This is a genomic window from Stenotrophomonas sp. 278 (assembly GCF_003935715.1).
Classification (GTDB): domain Bacteria; phylum Pseudomonadota; class Gammaproteobacteria; order Xanthomonadales; family Xanthomonadaceae; genus Stenotrophomonas; species Stenotrophomonas maltophilia_AH.
Genome location: NZ_RHPP01000086.1, coordinates 1 through 18,301, shown reverse-complemented (window position 1 = coordinate 18,301; position 18,301 = coordinate 1). Strand labels below are relative to the sequence as shown.

At 65.1% G+C, this 18,301-nt stretch carries 14 protein-coding genes, 1 tRNA gene and 1 pseudogene; 11 read left to right on the top strand and 5 right to left on the bottom strand.

What is annotated here, in order from left to right:
* Positions 1 to 66: 66 nt before the first annotated feature.
* The 6 genes and pseudogenes from holA to EGJ34_RS14260 all read left to right on the top strand — a co-directional run.
* Positions 67 to 1,104, top strand: coding sequence for a DNA polymerase III subunit delta (gene holA / locus EGJ34_RS14285; protein ID WP_125361133.1), 1,038 nt, complete (start codon positions 67 to 69; stop codon positions 1,102 to 1,104).
* A complete protein-coding gene (gene nadD / locus EGJ34_RS14280; RefSeq protein WP_260477006.1) occupies positions 1,101 to 1,769 on the top strand; it encodes a nicotinate-nucleotide adenylyltransferase in 669 nt (222 codons plus the stop codon). Before holA ends, nadD begins: the two co-directional genes overlap by 4 nt.
* A 58-nt stretch (positions 1,770 to 1,827) precedes the next feature.
* Positions 1,828 to 2,271 carry a ribosome silencing factor gene (rsfS, locus tag EGJ34_RS14275; protein ID WP_125361131.1) on the top strand — a complete coding sequence of 148 codons (444 nt, stop codon included), beginning with the start codon at positions 1,828 to 1,830 and terminating at the stop codon, positions 2,269 to 2,271.
* Complete coding sequence (gene rlmH, locus EGJ34_RS14270) at positions 2,268 to 2,738, top strand: 23S rRNA (pseudouridine(1915)-N(3))-methyltransferase RlmH (RefSeq protein WP_125361130.1); 471 nt, start codon at positions 2,268 to 2,270, stop codon at positions 2,736 to 2,738. The genes rsfS and rlmH overlap by 4 nt, the downstream gene beginning before the upstream one ends.
* 60 nt (positions 2,739 to 2,798) lie before the next feature.
* Positions 2,799 to 2,875: transfer RNA gene (locus tag EGJ34_RS14265), tRNA-Asn, on the top strand.
* 326 nt (positions 2,876 to 3,201) lie between these two features.
* Positions 3,202 to 4,338, top strand: a pseudogene (locus tag EGJ34_RS14260) (IS256 family transposase); the annotation flags it as partial.
* Here EGJ34_RS14260 and EGJ34_RS22255 read toward each other — a convergent pair.
* Entirely contained in the window at positions 4,319 to 4,891 is a 573-nt protein-coding gene (locus tag EGJ34_RS22255; RefSeq protein WP_260477005.1) for a hypothetical protein, read from the bottom strand. The pseudogene EGJ34_RS14260 and the gene EGJ34_RS22255 overlap by 20 nt on opposite strands.
* Positions 4,892 to 4,915: 24 nt before the next feature.
* On the bottom strand, positions 4,916 to 5,947 hold the full coding sequence (locus tag EGJ34_RS22735) for a hypothetical protein (protein ID WP_260477004.1): 1,032 nt from the start codon (positions 5,945 to 5,947) through the stop codon (positions 4,916 to 4,918).
* A gap of 718 nt (positions 5,948 to 6,665) precedes the next feature.
* Between EGJ34_RS22735 and EGJ34_RS14245 the strand changes: the two genes are divergently transcribed.
* Complete coding sequence (locus tag EGJ34_RS14245; protein WP_125361128.1) at positions 6,666 to 7,112, top strand: hypothetical protein; 447 nt, start codon at positions 6,666 to 6,668, stop codon at positions 7,110 to 7,112.
* A gap of 106 nt (positions 7,113 to 7,218) precedes the next feature.
* On the opposite strand, the gene EGJ34_RS14240 is transcribed toward EGJ34_RS14245, so the two are convergent.
* The 3 genes from EGJ34_RS14240 to EGJ34_RS14230 all read right to left on the bottom strand — a co-directional run bounded on the left by EGJ34_RS14240 (position 7,219) and on the right by EGJ34_RS14230 (position 11,805).
* Positions 7,219 to 10,023 carry a TonB-dependent receptor gene (locus EGJ34_RS14240; RefSeq protein ID WP_125361127.1) on the bottom strand — a complete coding sequence of 935 codons (2,805 nt, stop codon included), beginning with the start codon at positions 10,021 to 10,023 and terminating at the stop codon, positions 7,219 to 7,221.
* Positions 10,024 to 10,234: 211 nt separating this feature from the next.
* The gene (locus tag EGJ34_RS14235; RefSeq protein ID WP_125361126.1) at positions 10,235 to 10,897 is read right to left on the bottom strand and encodes an energy transducer TonB; all 663 of its coding nucleotides are present in this window, start codon (positions 10,895 to 10,897) and stop codon (positions 10,235 to 10,237) included.
* 173 nt (positions 10,898 to 11,070) lie between these two features.
* Positions 11,071 to 11,805 (bottom strand): SIMPL domain-containing protein, encoded by a 735-nt coding sequence (locus EGJ34_RS14230; RefSeq protein ID WP_125361125.1) that lies wholly within the window; start codon positions 11,803 to 11,805, stop codon positions 11,071 to 11,073.
* 130 nt (positions 11,806 to 11,935) lie between these two features.
* Here EGJ34_RS14230 and EGJ34_RS14225 point away from each other — a divergent pair, with 130 nt between their 5' ends.
* From EGJ34_RS14225 to EGJ34_RS14210, 4 genes are all read left to right on the top strand, one after another.
* A complete protein-coding gene (locus EGJ34_RS14225) occupies positions 11,936 to 12,517 on the top strand; it encodes a Maf family nucleotide pyrophosphatase (RefSeq protein WP_125361124.1) in 582 nt (193 codons plus the stop codon).
* Entirely contained in the window at positions 12,510 to 13,997 is a 1,488-nt protein-coding gene (gene rng, locus EGJ34_RS14220; RefSeq protein WP_125361123.1) for a ribonuclease G, read from the top strand. Before EGJ34_RS14225 ends, rng begins: the two co-directional genes overlap by 8 nt.
* A 39-nt stretch (positions 13,998 to 14,036) precedes the next feature.
* Complete coding sequence (locus EGJ34_RS14215) at positions 14,037 to 17,903, top strand: YhdP family protein (protein ID WP_125361122.1); 3,867 nt, start codon at positions 14,037 to 14,039, stop codon at positions 17,901 to 17,903.
* Between the two features lie 53 nt (positions 17,904 to 17,956).
* On the top strand, positions 17,957 to 18,301 hold a 345-nt coding region (locus tag EGJ34_RS14210; RefSeq protein WP_312023031.1), incomplete at its 3' end, for a DNA gyrase modulator.

Here is an 18,301-nt window from a genome sequence, read left to right as displayed (position 1 = left end):
CGGCGACACCGGCCAGCCCGGTCATTCCGCCGCAGGGCTCCTGAGCCGGCCTCGGCTCCGCTCCGCATGGAACTGCGCCCGGAACAACTTGCCAGCCAGCCGGCCAGCCAGCCGCTGGCCCCGGTGTATCTGATTGCCGGCCCGGAAACCCTGCGCGTCCTGGAAGCGGCCGATGCGATCCGCGCGCGGGCTCGCGCTGACGGAGTCAACGAACGCGAAGTGTTCGACGCCGACGGCCGTGACTTCGACTGGAACCAGCTCGACGGCACCTTCAACGCCCCAAGCCTTTTCAGCGCCCGCCGGCTGGTGGAAGTGCGCCTGCCCAGCGGCAAGCCGGGCAAGGAAGGCAGCGAAGTGATCAGTCAGTTCTGCGCCAATCCCGCGCCGGACGTGATTCTGCTGATCACGTGCAACGAATGGAGCAAGGCGCACCAGACCAAGTGGACCGAAGCGGTCAGTCGCGTCGGGGTGCTGTCGGTGGCCTGGGCGATCAAGCCGCATGAGCTGCCGGAGTGGATCGAGCGCCGCCTGCGCCAGAAAGGCCTGCGCGCCGACCCGGCTGCGGTGCAGCGCCTGGCCGAGCGGGTCGAGGGCAATCTGCTCGCCGCCGCGCAGGAGATCGACAAGCTGGCGCTGCTGGCCGAAGGCCAGAGCCTGGACGTGAACACGATGGAGTCGCTGGTGGCCGACGCCGCCCGCTACGACGTGTTCCGCCTGCTGGAAGCCACCTTCTCCGGCCAGCCTGCGGCCGTACTGCGCATGCTGGCGGGTCTGCGGGGTGAGGGCGAAGCCGTGGCCGCGCTGATGCCCATGGTGATCCGCGAAATGCTGTCCACGGCCGGCCTGGCGAGGGTGCAGGCGCGCGGCGGCAACCTGGCTGCGGAAATGAAAAGCCGGGGCATCTGGGAAGCGCGCCAGGCACCGTTCAAACGCGCGCTGCAGCGCCATCCCGAACCCAAGCGCTGGGAGCGCTTCGTCGCCGAGGCCGGACTGGTGGACCGGATGGCCAAAGGGCGTGCCGAGGGTGACCCGTGGCTGGGCCTGGAGCGCCTGCTCGTGGCCGTTGCGGAAGCGCGGGCAGTCCGGCTGCTGGCGCGCGCCTGATGCCACTGCGCATCTACTACGGCGGCACCTTCGACCCCGTGCATCTGGGGCACCTGGCCATTGCACGGGCCGCGCGTGACCAGCTGCAGGTCGCAGTGCGTCTGCTGCCAGCGGCTGACCCGCCGCATCGTGCCCCGCCGGGGGCCGACGCCGACCAGCGTGCGCACATGCTGGAACTGGCGATCGGTGATGAACCCGGCCTGCTGGTAGACCGGCGCGAGATCGATCGCGCGCTGCTTCACCCGGGTGTACCGTCCTACACGGTGGACACCCTGCGCGAACTGCGTGCCGAACTGGGGCCGCGCCAGCCCATTGCCTGGCTGGTCGGAGCCGACAGCCTGCGCAGCCTCGACCATTGGCATGAATGGGAGGCCCTGTTTGGCCTGTGTCATTTCATCGTGGCTGAACGGATCGGCAGTCCGCTGCAGAGTGGGCTCGGTCCTTCGCTGGCGGTGGCGCTGCACGGCCGTTTCGTCAGTGACGAACGCGCGTTGTTCGCCGCACCGGCCGGTCGCATCCTGCGGCTGCGCGCGCCGCTGCGGGGCGAGTCCGCAACCGCGGTACGTGAACAGGTGGCCGCAGGCGGTGCGTGGCGTGCGCTGCTCCCGGAGCCGGTGGCCGCCTACGTGGCCGAACAGGGGTTGTATGGTGCCGCAGGGGTGTGAATACGTTCAGGCCCCGTGCCCCGTATAATCGCCCCAACACTTTTTGAGTTTCCCTGCTTTGAGCGACCAGACCCAGCCCCAGACCATCAAGGTCGACCTGCCCCATCCCGCGCCGTCCGTCGAGCAGCTGCTGCAGTGCGTGCGCAACGCGACGGAAGAGCTGAAGGCCAAGGACGTCGTTGAGATCGACGTGATTGGCAAGTCCAGCGTCGCCGACTACATGGTGATCGCCTCGGGCACCTCCAGCCGTCACGTCAAGTCGATCGCCGACGAAGTGGTGAAGTTCGCAAAGCAGGCCGGCAACATGCCGCTGGGCGTGGAAGGCGAGCGCGAAGCCGAATGGGTGCTGGTCGACCTGGGTGATGTCATCGTCCACGTGATGCTGCCGCGCGTGCGTGAGTACTACGCGCTGGAGCGTCTGTGGAGCGTCGGCGACCAGCCGCCGAGCCTGCTCGACGAAGACGGTCAGGACGACGAAGACGACGGTTACGCCGCGCGTTGAAAGCCAAGCTGATCGCCACCGGCGAACGCGCCCCCGCCTGGGTGGCGCAGGGCTTTGCCGAGTACCAGAAGCGCCTGTCGCACTGGCTGCCTTTCGAACTGGTGGAAATAGAACCCGGTCTGCGTGGCAAGGGGCGTGATCCGCGCCGCGCCACCGAGGACGAAGGCAAGCGGGTGATCGCTGCGCTGCCGAAGAATGCCTACGTGGTAGCGCTGGATGTGCCCGGCCGCCAGCTCAGTTCCGAACAGCTGGCGCAGCGCCTGGAACACTGGCGCAGCCAGGGCCGCGACCTGGCATTCCTGATTGGTGGCCCGGAAGGGCACTCGCCTGAAGTGTCGGCGCTGGCAGATGAAAAATGGTCGATTGGCCCGCTGACGCTGCCGCACATGCTGGTGCGGCTGGTGGTGGCCGAGCAGCTGTACCGCGCGGCGGCGATGCTGGCCAATCATCCGTATCACCGCGCCTGACAGCATTGGCGCGTCACGGGGGTTACATCCTGTGAAAAACCCGGTTACAATGCGCACCCCGCCCGAATAGCTCAGCCGGTTAGAGCACTTGACTGTTAATCAGGGGGTCGTTGGTTCGAGTCCAACTTCGGGCGCCAAGTTTCAGAGCCTCGCAGCGATGCGAGGCTTTTTTTTTGCATCCGTATCGCCCCGCTCGACCCGACCACCTACGGCGGCGTGAACTACAGCCCGCTGCACTTCAGCGGTGCCATTTGCCGCTACTTCACGGCGGGGGCGAAGTACGACTTCAATTGACGTTGGTCACGCGATGTAAACCAGAAAGCCCGGGAACTGCCCGGGCCTATTGTTATGACTAGCGGCATGCCGTACGCGCCAAGGCTCACTCACTGACCAGGACCCGCGGATACTACATGCGAGGGCGTGGCTTTGCTTGACGATACTGACGCTTGTCACCTGACCGTCCAGCTTCAAGAAGGCAGTCATCGAGCGGGCGATGGGGGCGGAGCTTGGTATGCATCTGCAGGGCGAGACAGGGTCCTTCCAGGCCGACGGCCGGCGCAATCACCGCAACGGCCATACCGGCAAGAACGTTCTGACGGATGCCGGACCGATTCAGATCGATACGCCACGTGACCGGGCTGGCTCATTCGAGCCGGTTCTGATTAGTAAGCACCAGCGTCGGTTCACCGGCTTTGACGACAAGATCGTGGCCATGTACGCGCGAGGCATGACAGTCAGGGAGATCCAGGCCTATCTGGCGGAAATGTACGGAACGGATGTCTCGCCAGACTTCATCAGCAAGGTCACTGATGAGGTGATGTCGGAGGTGACGGCGTGGCAGTCGCGTCCGCTTGAGACCATGTATCCGGTTGTCTTCTTTGACGCACTTCGCGTCAAGATCCGCGAGGAAGGCGTTGTACGAAACAAGGCGGTATATCTCGCTCTGGGCGTTCTGGCCGACGGCACTCGAGACATTCTCGGCTTGTGGATCGAGAACACGGAAGGTGCCAAGTTCTGGATGAAAGTATTCAACGATCTGCGCACGCGCGGGACCCTCGACATCCTGATTGCCGTCACCGATGGGCTCAAGGGCCTGCCGGAGGCTCTGGAAGCTGTGTTCCCGGCCACTACGTTGCAGACCTGCATCGTGCACCTGATCCGCAACAGCCTGGACTACGCCGGCTGGAAGGACCGCAAGGGCCTGGCCGCCGCGCTCAAACCCATCTATCAGGCCGTCAACGAGGCCGCCGCCAGCGCCGCTTTGGATGCTTTTGAGGTCGGGCCATGGGGTACCAAGTTCCCCACCGTTACTGCCAGTTGGCGACGCAACTGGAGCCGAATCATCCCGTTCTTCGCCTTCCCGCCAGATATCCGGCGTGTGATCTACACCACCAACGCCATCGAGAGCGTTAACGCTAGGCTGCGCAAGATCATCAAGACGCGGGGCCACTTCCCAAGCGATGAAGCTGCCAGCAAGCTGATCTGGCTGGTCCTACGTAACATCACGGCCGACTGGAGTCGATCAACCCGCGAGTGGAAGGGTGCCATGAATCAATTCGCGGTAGTCTACGGAGACCGATTCACGTCGGCCCGGCAGTAAGACCGATTAACTGCCCTGCACACAGAAAATCTGACACTCCCCCAGCATCTGCATCGACATTGACGCATACCACATCGCCACAAAGTACAGCATCGGACGCGTAGTATGCCTTTAGTACCGGAATAGCGCTTTCGTAACGTCCCACCTCATCCTTGGCTGTGGCCAGCTCGCGGCGGTAATAGCCCAGAACTGCCCAGCCAACCAGCGCGATCAGTAGCAAGGTGGCACACGCGCTGCCGAACCACATCCAGACGAGCTTGCTTGCGCCATTCAAGCGAGCGGATGTCATCGACACAGCACGGTCATACTCCTTGGCGACGGGAACCACGGCATCCCTTGCATCTTTGGCAATCTGGGAACTGGCACCGGCAACGATCCCATCGAATCGGCGATGCGCTTGCGCGATATCGTTCTGCAATGCCTGCATCCGCTGGTCGAAAGCGGCCTGCATGCGTGCTTCACGCTGCTCAAACTTCGCCAACAAAGCAGATTGGAGCTTAACGGTGTTCTGCAATGACGAGAGAACATCGGACAATTGCTTCTCGCTAGACATCATTAACCTCGTGAAAGTTTGGACTCAGCGCACCATGCCTGGTCCTAGCGCTTGGCGAGTCGCTTCCTGCTGCTGCAACTCCTGACTTTGCTCGAATGCAACCAGGTCGCGCCCCCAATGCTCATGCGCCTTAACCAGCTGCGATTGCTCGATCTGCGCATTCACACGAGAGATAGCAGTGTCGTCGTCAGCAAGTAGAGCGGCCGCAAGTCGATCCAGATCCGGATCGCCGGTGGCCAACGCAGTCTGCTGCGCTTCGTTAAGTTGAACGTTGTAACTGCTGTCGAAAGACCCTGAACGGGTGCCCTTCTCGGTTGGATCAAGGAGAATGTTCGTTTCGCCCGACTGAGGTGGCTTGATCTTGCGGCCTTCGTCATCCCACCACTGCTTTCCGTCAAAAGAGTAGCCACTTCGACTGGACGCCAAGCCAACATCCTGGAACAGTCTCTCGCCAAAATTGGGGGCGTCTACCTTCTGTCCATCTTTGTCCAAGGGCAGCAGCGGTCGCACGTCCGACGCTTTCAGCAGTAGTCCCGTCACCCCATTGCTGTTGTTATACAGTGGCGAGTACTCAAGCTGGGCATCGTTGATCTGCTGCCCGGCTGTGATCGCAGATCGCATTTTCGATTCCAGCTCTTCATCTGTCCCCTTCCAAACGACTATACGCTCGTGATCCTCCCCGGGGAGCGGCCAGTCTGGAGCGATCTCCCGTTGCTCAATGGGCATTCCGTCAGCATTTCTGATCAGAGATGGGTCTTCAGGGTCCGTTTGATTTGCAGGCAGTGGTCGAATAGATCCATCCGGCTGCCGTTGATAAACGGCAATGTAGGGAGGTATGTAAGTCGCAGCATCGACACGAATGTGACCAAAATTATCGGAGCCCAGAATCGTGCTCCCCGCGAGGTTGGCAAGATCGTTACCTTCCGCACGAGCGTCCGGACCGCCGCGAACAACGATGGCGCTGCCATCGGATCGCTGGAAGAGTACGTATGTGTGTCGTCGATCAGGCGCAACGGGACTGGCCCCTACAATGATCGCAGCCTGGTCGTCCGGCATTGCTTACTCTCCAATATCCTTGGGCGATCGCGATGCTTGAAAGGTGCTGATCTCCGTTCCATCCTCAGAGTTCAGCGTCACAATCCATGTAACGGGCGTCAGTGGCGCTACGCGCCTCTGTGCTGGAGGTGGAGGCGGAGAGGTCTGGAATATGCAGTAGGCAGCGGCCTTCGGGTCCGGTGCCGAAGGTCGTGTGGCCTTACAGTCGAATCCCAGCAAAGTTAGTCGATCCACTGCATCTGCTACAGCAACGCCTGGGATGATCCATGACGATAGCTGTGCCTCAGCCTCCTTGACAGACTGCATCGGCCTGAAAGCATCCAAGGCAGCGTGATTGGCATCACTCATGGCATTGCATCCTGTTGCAATCGATAGGGTGATAGAGAAAAGCGCGAAGTTCTGAATGAGGCGCATGGTTCCACCTCGTATCCCCGCCCCTTGGCGAATACAAACTCGCATTGGACCGCAATCGAAAATTGCCACGCGGCGCTCCTGCCGTGAAGGATTTGCGATTAAGTCTATCCCAAGGTGAGCATCAGCCGGACGCACGTATTCATCACCGACCGCCAGACCACGCGGCGCTGTCGCCGCCCCTCACCCAGCGAGTGACGTTTTTGCCATCCAGGGGCGAATGACTGCCACCACCTGCATTACGTGCAGGCGCACTGCCGTTACAACAGATTGCATGGTATCGCCTTCAACCCAGTCGTACCGTGGCATGAACCATCCAACGCTTGGAGTCGTCATGTCACATCTTGTGCCCATCTCCCTCGCTTCACCCTCGGTAATGCGCATGTCGCCGGTTGGGCTGGACGATCTTCCTCCGGTCGACAGACAGCAGTTGCGGTTGCAGCAGATCCAGAACCGGCTGGTCGACGGCGCGGGAAACGTTCGGTTCAATGAACTGCGTGCCGTTGCGCGCGAAGAGGTGGCGCGACATACCGCCCAGTTGGGCGCGCTCCTGCTCAACTTGAATAGTCCGGCGCTGAATCAGGCCGAACAAGCCCAGGCGCGTGCAGCCTTCCGTGCCGAGGTCCAGGCCTTCAACGCCGCACAGGACCGCGAGGACAGGTTGATCCTGGCGGAGGCGCAGTACGTCGCCGCGCGTGAACCGGAGGTTGCCTATCCATGGGCAGGATGGTTCCCTGATGGCATGCGCCATTGAATGATGGCGTCCGACCGTTCAACAAGGGCATGCCTCTCTTGGCGGACGCCCTGAAAACACCAGGCCCGGGCACGCCCGGGCCTGGTGAAAACCCCAACTGCTACCCTCAATTGAAGGTGTACTTGGCACCCACCGTGAAGTAGCGGCCAATCGCACCGCTGAAGTGCAGCGGGTTGTAGTTCACGCCGCCGTAGGTGGTCGGGTCCAGCGGGGCGGTCCGATCAAACGCGTTCTGCACCGAGGCATTCAGCTCAAAGGCATCGGTGATGTTCCAACGACCGGAGAGGTCGAAGGTGGTGAACGAGGAGATCTTCTCGACCGGCGTACCGTCGGCATAGAAGGCGAGGTAGTCGCCACCGCGGTGGTCCTTGTTTTCCAGGCTGGAGATGTAGTTGACCACGCCGCTCACGCTCCACGGGCCCTGCTTCCAGGTGGTGCCGAAGTTGACACGATCCTCCGGCGTGCCGATGCAGTTGGTCACGTCGCAGTTGCCGTGGGTGCCCACGTAATCCACCGTTTCCCCGCCTTCGGTGCGCTCGAACTTGAGCACGTGGCTCCACTGCAGGTCCATTTCCAGCTGGCCAGGGCCGATGTCGAAGGTCTGGCGGATATCGGTGTCGATACCACGCACCCGCGACGAGTTGGCATTCACGTAGGCGGTGTTGACCGCCAGGATGCTGCCGGTGCCCGGGATGCCATTGATCAGGTCGATATCGCGCAGCACGTCGCCGTCGGCGATCGCCTGGGCGGTGCTGCCCTGGGCGATTTCGTCCGTGCGCTTGATCTGCCAGGCATCCACCGTCAGCGAGGTGGACGAGGTCGGCTGCAGCACGATGCCCACCGAGTAGCTCTTGGACTCTTCCGGCGAGAGGCCCGGGTTCGGACTGGTGATGATCGCCACCGGGCGTGCGCCGCAGTTGGTGGTGGTGGGGTCCGCGGCGCAGCGCACCGGGTCGCGTGCGGTGGAGAATGCCGCCAGGCCGCCGTCGCCGTTCTCGGCCGGGTTCGGTGCGCGGAAGCCTTCAGCATACGTGGCACGCAGCGCGATCCAGTCCACCGGCGTCCACTTCACGCCCAGCTTGGGTGTCGCCTTGCCGTCACCGCTCTCATACTTGTCGTAGCGGACTGCACCGGTGAGCTCGAGCTGCTCCAGCACCGGCGCGGACAGCTCCACGTAACCGGCGTACACGTTCTGGGTGCCGTCGTAGGCCGAGTAGCCCAGGCCAATGATGTCACCCTCGTCCGTGTAGGTCTGCGGGGTCAGGCTGTTGCTGGTCTTGCGCCATTCGGTACCCATCGCCAGGCCCAGCGGGCCGCCCTGCAGGTCAGCCAGGCTGCGCGATACGGTGAAGTCGAACATGTCCAGGCTGGACTTGGCACGGGCGCTGATGGTCGGCGAGATGTAGTCGTACAGCGCCTGCGAGTTCAGCCCTGCATCGTCGCCGATGCGCCACGTGCCGCCGGCGCAGGCGGGGTCGCCCAGCGCGCACTGCACGGCGCTGTAACGCAGGAAGCCGGTGCGTACGTTGGTCAGGTCGGTGCCCGAGTGCAGGTAGGCGGTGTCATAACTCCACTCACCCCAGTTGCCCTTGACGCCTACCAGGAAGCGGTTGAACTCGTTGGTGTTGTTGGTCACACGCGGACCGACGTCCCAGGCTGAATAGCGCAGGCGCGATGCCTGGCCCGGAATCGCATTGTCCGGGTGGGTCGGTGAGAGCACCACCGCACCGTCGCCGCTACTGGCATTCTGCGGGCCAAGCGGGTAACCCCAGCTGCCGGATACGCCTGACGGCGTGTTGCTGAAGGTGGTTTCCTTCTTGGAGTAGCCGATCTCGGTGTAGATCTCGCCGCCCTCGCCGAACGCGAAGCTGGCGCGGCCGAACACGTTGACGTATTCCTCCTTCGGGCTCAGGTCACGATACAGCTGTGCCGGATTCCAGAGGCAGCCGTCTTCGGCGATGGAGGCGTCAGTCTGACCGGGAATGGTGGTCAGGCCCTGGCAGCCGGGCAGCGGGACCAGCGTGGCCGTGTCCAGCGAATCGTCGAACACCGAACCGTTCGGGCCGGCACCGCCACTGGTGCCGCCATTGAGGAACGCACCGCCGAGGAACTGCGAGTCCTGCGCGGAAATGCCCCAGCGACGCAGGTCGCCAGTGCCGATCCACTTGCGGTTCGTGCGGTCGCTGATCTTGATCGCGTCGGTCCTGCCGACGTCCAGGCTCATGAAGGCATTCCAGCCGTCTTCGATCAGATTGCCGGTGCCGATGGTCAGCGTAGCCTTCTTGGCATCACCATCGCCGTCCTCGGACATGCCGTAGGAACCACGCAGGATGCCGCCTTCGAAGTCGCTGCGCAGGATGATGTTGACCACGCCGGCAATGGCGTCCGAACCATAGATGGCCGACGCGCCGTCCTTGAGCACTTCCACGCGCTCCACGGCATCCAGCGGAATGGTGCTCAGGTCGGTGAACACCTTCTGGCCGTCATCGGCCAGGCCGTAGGTCGCCATGCGGCGGCCGTTCAACAGGACCAGGGTGGAACCTGCACCCAGGCCGCGCAGCGAGATGCCCGCGCCGCCGCCGGCAAAGCCGTTGCCGAAGGTCTTTGGAATGGAGCCTGCGCCGTCAGCGGTGAGCGTCTGCAGGTATTCGGCGACCGTGGTCTTGCCGGTACGGTCGATTTCCTGGCGCGTCACCACCTGCACGGGCGAGGGCGTTTCAGTATTGGTGCGGGGGATGTTGGAGCCGGTGACCGTGATACGGTCGAGGTTGGTGGCCTGATCCTGGGCCAGGGCAGTGGACGAAGCCAGTGCGCCGCTCAACAGGAGCAGGCCGCTGGTAAGCGCCACGGATACGGAGTGAGCCAAGTTGTTGCGGCGGCCGAGGGTGGGCCGTTGGACCGGGTGTTTCACAGCTTCTCTCCTGACTGGGAAAACCATCGAAATCGGTGGATCGCACTGAACGCCAGTGTCGACCAACCAAATCTATGTTTCCCGCAGGTGACGAAGCAGTGAAAAATTGCTTAATTGGTGGCCCTTCCGGACACCGGTCACAAAGCCGGAGCGCGCCTCTTGCGCGCCCCGGCCGACACCCTGTAATCGCGCGTGCAGCGCGCTGCAGGCATCACTCCGGCAGGCTGAAGCTCACCGGCACCAGCCCTTCGGCGGCCACCGTCTGGCCATTCACCTGTGCCGGCACAAAACGCCAATGCCGCAGGATCTGCTGCCGTGCTGCCGCGTCCAGTGTCCGCGACCCGCTGCTGCGTTCAATGCTCACGTTGGACGCCTTGCCGTCTGGTTCAACCCGGACCCGCAACAGCACCGTGCCCTGTTCGTTGGCCCGGATCGCGGCAATCGGATAGGCCGGGGGTGGGGCCGTGCGGTACTGCAGCTGCACGCCGGTCGGCATGGCCGGCGCCGGGTCGACCGGTGCCAGGGTAGGCACCTGCACGTCGCTGGCTGGCAGCGCGGGGACCGCCAGCGTGGCGTCGGCCGTAGCGGTCGGAGGGGGCAGCGGTGCGACCTGGGGAATCGGCGTTGCGGTCGCTGGCGTGATGGGCTTGGGCAACGGATCCCGGATCACCATCGGTGGCGGTTCCGGCGGGGTCGGCCGGGCCTCGAAGAAGGTGATCGGCGTGCGCTCGCGCGGCAATGGCGCAGCCACGTAGGTGGCGGGGATCAACAGCAGCAGAAAGGCCAGCGCGTGTACGGCGATGGCCGTGCTCCAGCCGAGCACGCGTGAAGCTTCGATCTGCAGGGGTACAACGCGGGGATGGGTCCGGACCATGCTCGACTCTCCTTGCCAGATGTGCGGGAACATCAACGTTGCGGCGCGGCCGCGCGGGGCCGCGCAATGACAGGAATACGGGAGTGGCGCGTCCGCCGGAAGTCAGGGGGCAGCCAACGTTTGGCTGCCAGTCATCCTTTCTGGTAGCAGCGGACCGTGGGTCCGCTGACCCCTTACCGGCCCAGATCGAACACCACGTCCAGGTTCACCGACACCGTCGACTCGCCCGGCGACACCGGGGTGGATGCGTCGGCGGCCATGGCCATCGGCGCAGCCCGCATCATCACCGGGCGGAAATTGCCGCCGCCGCTCTCCGAGATGCTCACAATCCGGCGCACGCGCAGCCCCAGCGCCTTGGCATAGGTCTCGGCACGGGCCTGGGCCTTCTTCAGTGCGGCCAGGCGGGCCTCGTCATACACCGGTTCGGGCTGGTCGATCTCGAACTGAGGGCCGTTGATCTGGTTGGCACCCTGTGCGGCCAGGGCGTCCAGCACCTTGCCCAGCCTGGCGATGTCGCGCACCTTGAGGCTGACCGTGTTGCTGGCCTGGTAGCCGGTGATCTTCGGGGCCTCGTTCTCGGCGTAGCGGTACTGGGGACTCAGGTTGACCCCGCTGGTCTGTACGTCGCGCTCGGCGATCCCGGCGGCCTTGATCGCGGCCAGCACCTTGGTCATCTGCTCGGCGTTCTGGCGCATGGCCGTGTTGCCGTCGGTGGCCTGGCTGACCACGCCGGCCGACAGGGTGGCCACGTCGGGCACGCGCTTGGCCTCGGCATTGGCGGAGACGTTGAGCAGGGTGCCGTCGGCGGGAGCGGCGATGGCCGGGACGGACTGGGCGTGGGCGGTCATGGTGGCTCCCAGGGCGAGGGACAGGGCGAGCAGCAGCGGGGACAGGGTCAAGCGGCGCATGAACATCTCCTTGTGAAGGCGTTGAGGTTGTTGTCGGACCGATGAACGTCCGGTGAGGCAGGTCGGGGTCGAGGAATTTTTGGTGCCGTTGTACGCGATTCAGAGAGCGGCTGCGGGTTATCCTTCCGCGATGCTTTATCTTGCCTCCCGTTCGCCCCGACGAACCGAATTGTTGTCTCGACTGGACCGGCCGTTCCGCGCGCTGGACCTGGATGTGCCCGAGCGCCGTGCTCCGGGGGAAAGTGCCCTGGACTACGTGCAGCGGGTGGCCGCCGACAAGGCCCGGGCTGGGCTGGTCCGTGTCGCCAATGACCCTGAGGCGGTCGTGCTGGGCTCGGACACCGAGGTGATCCTCGACGGAGAGGTGTTCGGCAAGCCTGCCGATGCCGCCGATGCCGCCGCCATGCTGCGCCGGTTGTCCGGCCGCACGCACCAGGTGGCTACCGCCGTGGCGCTTGTGGCCGTTGACCGCGAGCAGGCCGTGGTGGTCGTGTCGGAAGTGACCTTCGTGGACTGGAGCGAGGCGGCCATCGCGGCCTACGTGGCCAGTGGCGAGCCAATGGGCAAAGCGGGGGCTTACGCCATCCAGGGTGGAGCCGAGCGGTACATCCGTCATCTGGCGGGAAGCTATTCGGGTGTGATGGGATTGCCCCTGCAGCAGACCGAACAACTGCTGCTGGCGTTCGAATCGAAGGGAGTCGCGCATGTCTGAGGAAATCCTGGTCAACGTCACTCCGCGCGAGACCCGTGTGGCCGTCATTGAGAACGGCATGCTGCAGGAGCTGCACATCGAGCGTGGCTGGCGACGCGGTGTGGTCGGCAACATCTACAAGGGCAAGGTGCAGCGCGTGATGCCGGGCATGCAGGCGGCCTTCGTCGAGGTCGGCCTGGAACGGGCCGCCTTCCTGCACGCCAACGACGTGGTGCGTCCGGCTCCGGTGGCCAGCGCCGACACTGAAGGCACCACGCTGCCGCCGCCGGCTTCGGTGCCGATCGTGGAGTTGCTGCGTGACGGGCAGGACATCGTGGTGCAGGTGGTCAAGGACCCGATCGGCACCAAGGGCGCGCGCCTGACCACGCAGATCAGCATTCCTTCCCGCTACATGGTGCTGCTGCCGCAATCGAAGGTGGTCGGTGTCTCGGCGCGGATCGAGGACGAGGCCGAGCGCGCGCGCCTGAAGACGCTGGTCACCGAACTGTCGTCGCAGCACGGCGGCTATGGCTACATCGTGCGTACCAATGCCGAGGGCCAGCCGGCCGAGGCCATCGCCGAGGACATCGCCTATCTTTCGCGGGTCTGGAACGTGGTTGAGCGTCGCGGTCGTGAAGCCGCGCCGTGCAGCGTGATCTACGAGGACCTGAGCCTGCCGCTGCGCTCGGTGCGCGACCTGATCCGCAAGGATGTCGACAAGGTCAAGGTGGACTCCAAGGAAACGTTCGCCCAGCTGCAGGCCTTCGTCGCCAAGTACATGCCGGTGCTGGCCGAAAAGCTGGAGCTGTACAGCGGCGACCGGCCCATCTTCGACATGTTCGGGGTGGAGGACGAGATCGGCCGCGCGCTGGACAAGCAGGTCCCGCTGAAATCGGGTGGCTACCTGGTCATTGACCAGACCGAAGCGATGACCACCATCGACGTCAACACCGGGTCGTTCCTGGGCCAGCGCAACCTGGAGGAAACCGTCTTTCGCACCAACCTGGAAGCGGCCCAGGCCGTCGCGCGCCAGCTGCGCCTGCGCAACCTCGGCGGCATCATCATCATCGACTTCATCGACATGGATGACGCCGAGCATCGCCGCCAGGTACTGCGTACGCTGGAGAAGGCGCTGGCCCGCGACCATGCAAAGACCACGGTGTACGATTTCTCTCCGCTGGGGCTGGTGGAGATGACCCGCAAGCGCACGGTGGAAAGCCTGGAGCGCCAGCTGTCGGAGACCTGTCCGCAGTGCAGTGGCCGCGGCAGCATCAAGACCACCGAAACGGTCACCTACGAGATCTTCCGCGAGATCACCCGCGCCGTGCGCCAGTTCGATGCGGCGCGCCTGCTGGTGATCGCCTCGACCAAGGTGGTTGCCCGCATCACGGATGAGGAATCCGCAGCGGTGGCTGAGCTGGAGGAATTCCTGGGCAAGTCGATCCGCTTCCAGGCCGACGAGCAGTACCTGCAGGAACAGTTTGATGTCGTGCTGCTCTGACCTTCATGCTCAGGCGTGCCGCCGCGCGCCGGCGGGTCGATGACCACGCCGCTGCGACTGCGGCTGCGAAGGATCCGCCGCCATGCTGTCTATGCGCTGGCCATCGTGCTGGTCGGCGTTGCCGTACTTGTGGGGACGGTGAGCCAGCTGCTGCCGCTGGCCGAACGGCACCCTGACAAGGTTGCCGCCTGGCTGAGCGCTCGCGCCGGTCAGCCGGTGCGGTTTGACCAGCTGGATACCCGCTGGACCCGACGCGGTCCACTGCTGGCGCTGAAGGGACTGCGCATCGGTGAAGGGCAGGGACTGCGCATTGGCGAAGCCGAAGTACTGGTATCGATGTATGCCGGCCTCTTGCCGGGCCAATCGCTGACCGAGCTGCGCCTGCGCGGCCTGGCACTGGAACTGCAACGGGCCGATGACGGTCGCTGGTCGGTACAGGGCCTGCCCCAGTCGAGCAAAGGCGATCCGTTGGAATCCCTGCGCCGGCTCGGCGAGCTGCAGGTGATTGGTGGTCGCTTGACCGTGGATGCGCCGTCGCTGCAGCTGCATGCCGAGCTGCCGCGCATCGACCTGCGCCTGCGCGTGAACGGCCAGCGCGTGCGCGTGGGCGCGCGGGCCTGGGCGGACCTGAAGGCTCAACCGCTGACCGCCGTGCTGGATTTCGAGCGCAGGCACGGCGACGGCCAGGTCTGGCTGGGTGCGGACCCGGCCGATTTCAGCGCGTGGTCGCCGCTGCTGCAGTTCGGCGGGGCCCGCCTGCAGCAGGGCAGCGGGGAGTTCAACGCCTGGGTGGACATGCGCGATTCGCGCCTGGTGATGGTCACCACCGACGCAGATCTGCACGATGTGAAATTGCAGGGTGCGGTGCTGGCGGACGGCAAGCGCCCGCAGATGACCCTCGACAATCTCGAACTGCGCGCACGCTGGCGCTGGGTGAAGGGCGGCTGGCGTGCAGACGCGTCACGCCTGCGCATCGGCATGGGCGGCAGTGAGCAGACCCTGGACGGGCTGCTGGTGGCCGGTGGCGAGCATCTGGCGCTGGCGGGAGACAACATAGACGCTACTGCGCTGCTGCGCGGGCTGGCGCTCACCGACCGGGTCGACCCGGGCCTGCGCAGCTGGCTGCACGCGGCCGCACCGCAGGTACGGATGACCCGGGTTCGGGTCAGCGGGGAACGCGCAGGGTCACTGAGCTTTGAAGGCGATCTGGAAGACATCCGCTTCGCCGCCGCCGGCCACGCACCGGGGTTGAGCGGGGTGGGCGGGCACTTCCAGGGAGATGCCAATGGTTTCCGCCTGGACCTGCAGCCCGGCCGGGTGATGCACTTCGATTGGCCGACCGGGTTCGGCGTGCGCCATGACGTACGCCTGGCCGGCAGTGTGGTCGGCTGGCGCGATGAGGCGGGCGGTTGGCGGGTTGGCACACCGGCACTGCGCGTGCAGGGCACCGACTATGCCGCCGACGTGCGGGGCGGGGTCTGGTTCCAGGCCAACGGCACGCGACCGTGGCTGGAAGTGGCGGCGAAGCTCGACGATGTACCGATGACGGCGGCGAAGCGATTCTGGATCCACTCCAAGATGAGCAAGGGCGCGACCGATTGGCTGGACGCCGCGCTGGTGTCCGGCCACGTGCGCGGCGGCGTGGGGCTGGTCACCGGTGATCTGGAGGATTGGCCGTTCGACCAGAACAACGGCCGCTTTGAAGCGACGGGCCATATCGACAACGGCAACATCCGCTTCCAGCACGACTGGCCGACCATGAACAAGGTCGACGCAGATATCGCCTTCATCGGCCCTGGCTTCGAGCTGCACGGTCGAGGTGACCTTGCCGGCGTGGCGGTGGACCACTTCGATGCCGGCATCGCCGACTTCGGGCAATCCGACCTGTATGTGAAAGCCAACACCCGCAGTGACGCCAGCACACTGTTGGCGATGCTCAAGCAGAGCCCGCTGCAGAAGACCTACGGCGATTCACTCAACGCGCTGACCGCCAAAGGCCCGGCGGTGGTCGACTTCGATCTGCTGCAGCCGCTGCACCACGATGCCGGTCCCGGCCGTCTGCAGGGCTCGGTCGAGCTGGCCGGTGCGACACTCAGCGACAAGCGCTTTGACCTGACCTTCGACAACATGCACGGCAAGGCCAGTTACAGCAATGACGGCTTCGGTGCCGAGCAGCTCGCGGTGCGCCATCTGGGCCAGGATGGCCAGCTCAGTCTGCGCGCGGGCGGTTTCGTGAAGGATCCGGCGCAGGCGTTCGAATCCGAACTCAGCGCATCGCTCGATGCCGGGTTGCTGCTGGACCGCGCGCCGGAGTTGAGCTGGATCAAGCCCTACATCGAAGGCACCTCGCGCTGGTCCATCGGTGTGACCCTGCCCAAGGTCGCGGCGGGAGCCAAGGTCGAACCGCCTACGCTGCTCACCCTGCACTCGGACCTGGTCGGAACGCGCCTGGACCTGCCGGCTCCGCTCGACAAGCCGGCTGCGGTGCCGCTGCCGACGACGGTCAATGCACAGCTGCCGATGGGGGCGGGGCGGGTGGATGTCGCCTTCGGCCAGCGCCTGGCGCTGGCCGCACGCACGCACAACAATCAGACCGGCGTGCAGGTCACTCTGGGCAGCGGCCGCGTGGATCGCGAGCCGCCAACCAGCGGGCTGGCGGTGAACGGTCGCAGCGGCTCGCTGGACGCACTGGAATGGATCGCGCTGGCGCGCTCGCCGGGTGGCGGCGGGGACGACCCGATGCCGCTGCGCCATGTGGACGTGCAGGTCGGGCAACTGCTGCTGGCCGGTGGCGTGTTCGAACAGACCCGCCTGCAGCTGCGGCCGACTCCGGCCAGCATCGAGGTGCGCATGGATGGCCCGGCGCTGGCCGGGGACCTGAGCGTGCCCAATGCCGACGGTGCCCCCATCGTCGGTAGACTCGACCGCGTGCACTGGAAGTCGCTGCCGACCCCGGTCAAACGCCCGGACGACGGGGCCGCGATCGTGCTGCCCGACGACGCCAGCCTGCCGGCCCGCGTGCAGGCCAGCGCCAACGACACCAATCCAGCGAAGATTCCGCCGTTGTCGCTGGACATCAACGACCTGCAGTTCGGCAAGGCCAAGCTCGGCCAGGCCGTACTGCGCACCCATCCGTTCGGCAACGGCCTGAGCGTGGACCAGTTGCAGTTCCGCGCTCCCAAGCAGCAGATCGATATCCAGGGGCGCTGGCTGGGCATGGGCAGCACGGCCAATACCCAGGTGCAGGTACAGGTCGACAGCGAGGACCTGGGGGGGCTGATGCAGAATCTGGACTACGGCGGCCAGCTGCGGGGCGGCGAAGGTTCCCTGCGACTGGAAGCCAGCTGGCCGGGCGGTCCCTCCGACTTCGCGCTGGGTGCGCTGGAAGGACAGATGCACGTGCACGCCCGCAATGGCCAGCTGCTGGAACTGGAGCCCGGTGCGGGACGCGTGCTGGGCCTGCTCAGCGTGGCCCAGCTGCCGCGCCGGTTGATGTTTGATTTCCGCGATTTCTTCTCCAAGGGTTTCGCCTTCAACCAGGTGGAAGGCACGCTGGCCTTCGCGGACGGTATGGCCACCACCGACAAGGTGCTGATCGAAGGCCCCGCGGCCAACATCAGCATCCGCGGCCAGACCGACCTGCGCCGGCAGCAGTTCGACCAGACCATCGATGTGAATCCGCGCGCCGGCAACCTGCTGACCGTGGTTGGCGCGGTGGCGGGCGGCCCGGTGGGTGCCGCGGTCGGCGCGGCGGCCAACGCGGTGCTGTCCAAGCCGCTGGGCGAAATCGGGGCTAAGACCTACCGGGTGACCGGCCCCTGGGCCGAGCCCAAGGTCGAAGTGATCGACCGCGACGACGCCCCGCCTTTGCCACCGGCACCGGCCGCTGCGCCGGTGCAACGATGAACCTTCCTTTCTGTGCTGCTTGCGATAGCGGCCCCTGCCCATAGATCAGGACCATGACCGAGAACGCACTGACCCTTGCCCAGGATCGCCTGCTGCTGCCCGCCGGGCTGGATGCTGGCGGCCTGGAACGTACTTTCGGGACCCTGCTGGGCCCCGGCATCGACTTTGGCGACCTGTATTTCCAGCACGCCCGGCGTGAAAGCTGGAGCGTGGAAGACGGCATCGTCAAGGACGGTGCCCACTCCATCGAGCAGGGCGTGGGCGTACGCGCCATTGCCGGCGAAAAGACCGGCTTTGCCTACTCCGATGACATCCACGGTGACGCCCTGCTGGCGGCCGCGCAGTCAGCCCGGGCCATTTCGCGCGAGGGCGGCGCGCAGCCGGCGCGTGCGCTGGCG